General features: G+C 44.7%; 3 protein-coding genes. 1 reads left to right on the plus strand and 2 read right to left on the minus strand.

What is annotated here, in order from left to right; translation table 11 throughout:
* Positions 1-114: 114 nt before the first annotated feature.
* Both K2Y18_07425 and K2Y18_07430 read right to left on the minus strand, forming a co-directional pair.
* Positions 115-360, minus strand: coding sequence for a conjugal transfer protein TraD (locus K2Y18_07425; GenBank protein ID MBX9805564.1), 246 nt, complete (start codon positions 358-360; stop codon positions 115-117).
* 16 nt (positions 361-376) lie between these two features.
* Positions 377-697, minus strand: a complete 321-nt coding sequence (locus tag K2Y18_07430; protein ID MBX9805565.1) for a hypothetical protein — start codon at positions 695-697, stop codon at positions 377-379.
* A gap of 446 nt (positions 698-1,143) precedes the next feature.
* Between K2Y18_07430 and K2Y18_07435 the strand changes: the two genes are divergently transcribed.
* On the plus strand, positions 1,144-2,608 hold a 1,465-nt coding region (locus tag K2Y18_07435), incomplete at its 3' end, for a MobA/MobL family protein (protein MBX9805566.1).

Genomic DNA, 2,608 nt, shown 5'->3' on the forward strand with positions numbered 1-2,608 from the left:
TGGGGGTGGTTAAGTTAACCTTTTGCCTTACCCTGTTATATTGGAAATGCGCTGCAGCCCCCTCCTGCATTTCGGAGATACCTTAGCAAAAATTTTAAGGAAAGGAAATAAGAATCAGAAACGCTTCTCCCCAACAGATCTCCACCTTTCAAAGTTATCTTCATTGAACTCATTTTCTTCAAAACAAGTTATGAGAAAGCCCAGAAGCTGGAGAGCTTTAGGGCGGTTTTCATAGACTTGGAGATCGTCCGCTGAGGTGATATGGAAGGCTTCCAGAAGGCCGGATTTGGAGAGCAGACCACCACATTGAATTAACAGTCGAGTACGATTTTTACGGCCGTCATTGCTTTGCTGTTTCATTCTCTGTTTTTCTCGATTAAGAAAATTTCTGAGGCGGTTTAGATTTTGCTGCAGCCGTCTCAAATGGGAGGCGAGGAGGCTGTTTTTTAGATTTTGAACGGCGCAGAAATCGATCTCCTGTATTGCGCCAGGTCTCCAGTATTGGGTCTTGAGTGGAGATTTTGTCCTTAAGAAAGAGTAGGGATCCAATAAGGAGATTATCCTCAACATGGGCAAGCTCAAGAGATGTTACGAGGCTTGCGATTTCACGCTGTCGGTCCTTCAGAAGGTTCTGATGTTGGATTTGGAGAGTTGAGATTTTGGATTCAAGTTGGCGTAATTTTAGTGAGACACTCATGTGTATGGTTCCTTTGTTAAGGCTCTTGTACCAATTCGCTTTCTTCCAATGAAGGGGTCAGACTTCGGACTTGGGGTGCTCACGTATCCATATACGCTCCGCGCCCCTCACCCTGTCTTCCTGCTCATTGTTTGAAATCAAAATGGTATTTGGTTTCTCACCTAAGAGCTTGCTTTACATTTTGCCTCTTTACGGTTGCAGTATAACAAACTTACATATTCGATACAAGTATCAAAAAATATATTGATACAAAATATATAAAAGTGTAAATTTCTCATTAGGCCGTCATCTTTAGATGCGCACTTATGCGGACTTGCCAGTCGGGGACTGGCAGTCCTCTGTGTTTTACGGCCACAGGCGAGATGATAGTTTAAGGTCAGCGGCAGACCTTTTTTAGAGACTTCGCATCATTATTACACAATGGATTGACGCCTCTTTAGGTGTTCATGGCGATTTACTCGCTCAATCTTGGCTTTATCTCCCGCAGTGAGGGTCGCTCTGCGGTGGGTTTTAGCGCGTATATTTCGGCGAGTCGTCAACTGGACGAACGCACTGGCATTCGTCATGATTATGTATGTAAGGAAGATGTCATTGTCAGCCGCATTCTAGCCCCTGAGGAGGCTCCAGCTTGGGCAAAGAATGCGGAAACCTTATGGAATCATGTTGAGACTTTTGAAGATGACTTTGCGACCTTAAGGTTCAGAGGAAATGCTCGTAATCCCGATAAAAACCAGAAGAGTTTAGAAGCAAGAGAACACTTCCTCAATACAACACAAACGGCTCAAACTATCATGGGGGCATTGCCCATCGAGTTTAGTCAACTGGAAGCAGAAGCCTGTGTGGAAGAGTTTCTTAGGGAGCGATTTGTCTCCCGAGGTCTTGTGGTACAATACGCTATTCACTGGGATGAGGGGAACCCCCACTTTCATGGGTTAATCACTCGGCGAGTTCTTGAAGGTGATGTATTCGCTTTCCGAAAAGATAGGGACATTGTCACCAAAACTGAACTTCTTGTCACACGGAAAACATGGGAAATCGTGGCCAATAAACACCTGGCTTTAGGTGGGCATGAGGTTCGCATTGATAGCCGATCCTATGCAGATCAAGGGCTCGATTTGCTACCCACCCGTCATGAAGGATGGTATGCCCAGAGGCTTGCAGAACGAGGTGAATATTCACGCATTGTTTCTGAAAATGACAACATTCGGCAAAAAAATATTGAGATTCTTTGCAAGAATCCAGTGATCCTCATTCATGAAGTGTCCCTTAAGCGCACCGCCTTTACACGCAAACATCTTGAAGAAGAAATCATCCGCCGGGTGAGCGGTGACGAAAAACTTTTTGCCCTTTTGCAAGCGAAGGTTGAGGGTGTTGAGGTATCTCCTGAATTGATTTTGAAAACGGCCAATCACAACCAGAATGCTATATTTGAAGGCGGGATGAACAACATAGTTGCCAAATTTACGGAGGGTTTGCTCAAAAATACGGACCTGGTCGCTGCTGTTGGTGAGAACATCAACCGCGAGAAAATTTTTACGTCCGCTTCATATCAACAACAAGAAGAATACCTCCTCCATCTTGGGGAAACTTTATCTCAACGGCAGAGCAAAACTGTTTCAGAAGAGCTGGTTTTAAAGGCCATTGAACATCGTGAAGAAGAACTCGGTTTTGCATTGTCTGAAGAGCAAAGAGGCGCTATCTCTCATCTTTGCTCTGGTCCGGATATTTGCATTCTTAATGGGAAAGCCGGTACTGGTAAAACCACACTATTAAAGGCCGTCGCTCAAGCCTATAGAGAAGCTGGCTATGAGGTCTTGGGTACGTCCTTTCAAGGCAAAGTTGTTGATATTATGGAGCAAGAAATTGGCATTTCTTGTCGAACTCTCGACAGCTTTATCTACGCCTGGAACG

The organism is Alphaproteobacteria bacterium, assembly GCA_019746225.1.
Lineage (GTDB): Bacteria > Pseudomonadota > Alphaproteobacteria > Paracaedibacterales > VGCI01 > VGCI01.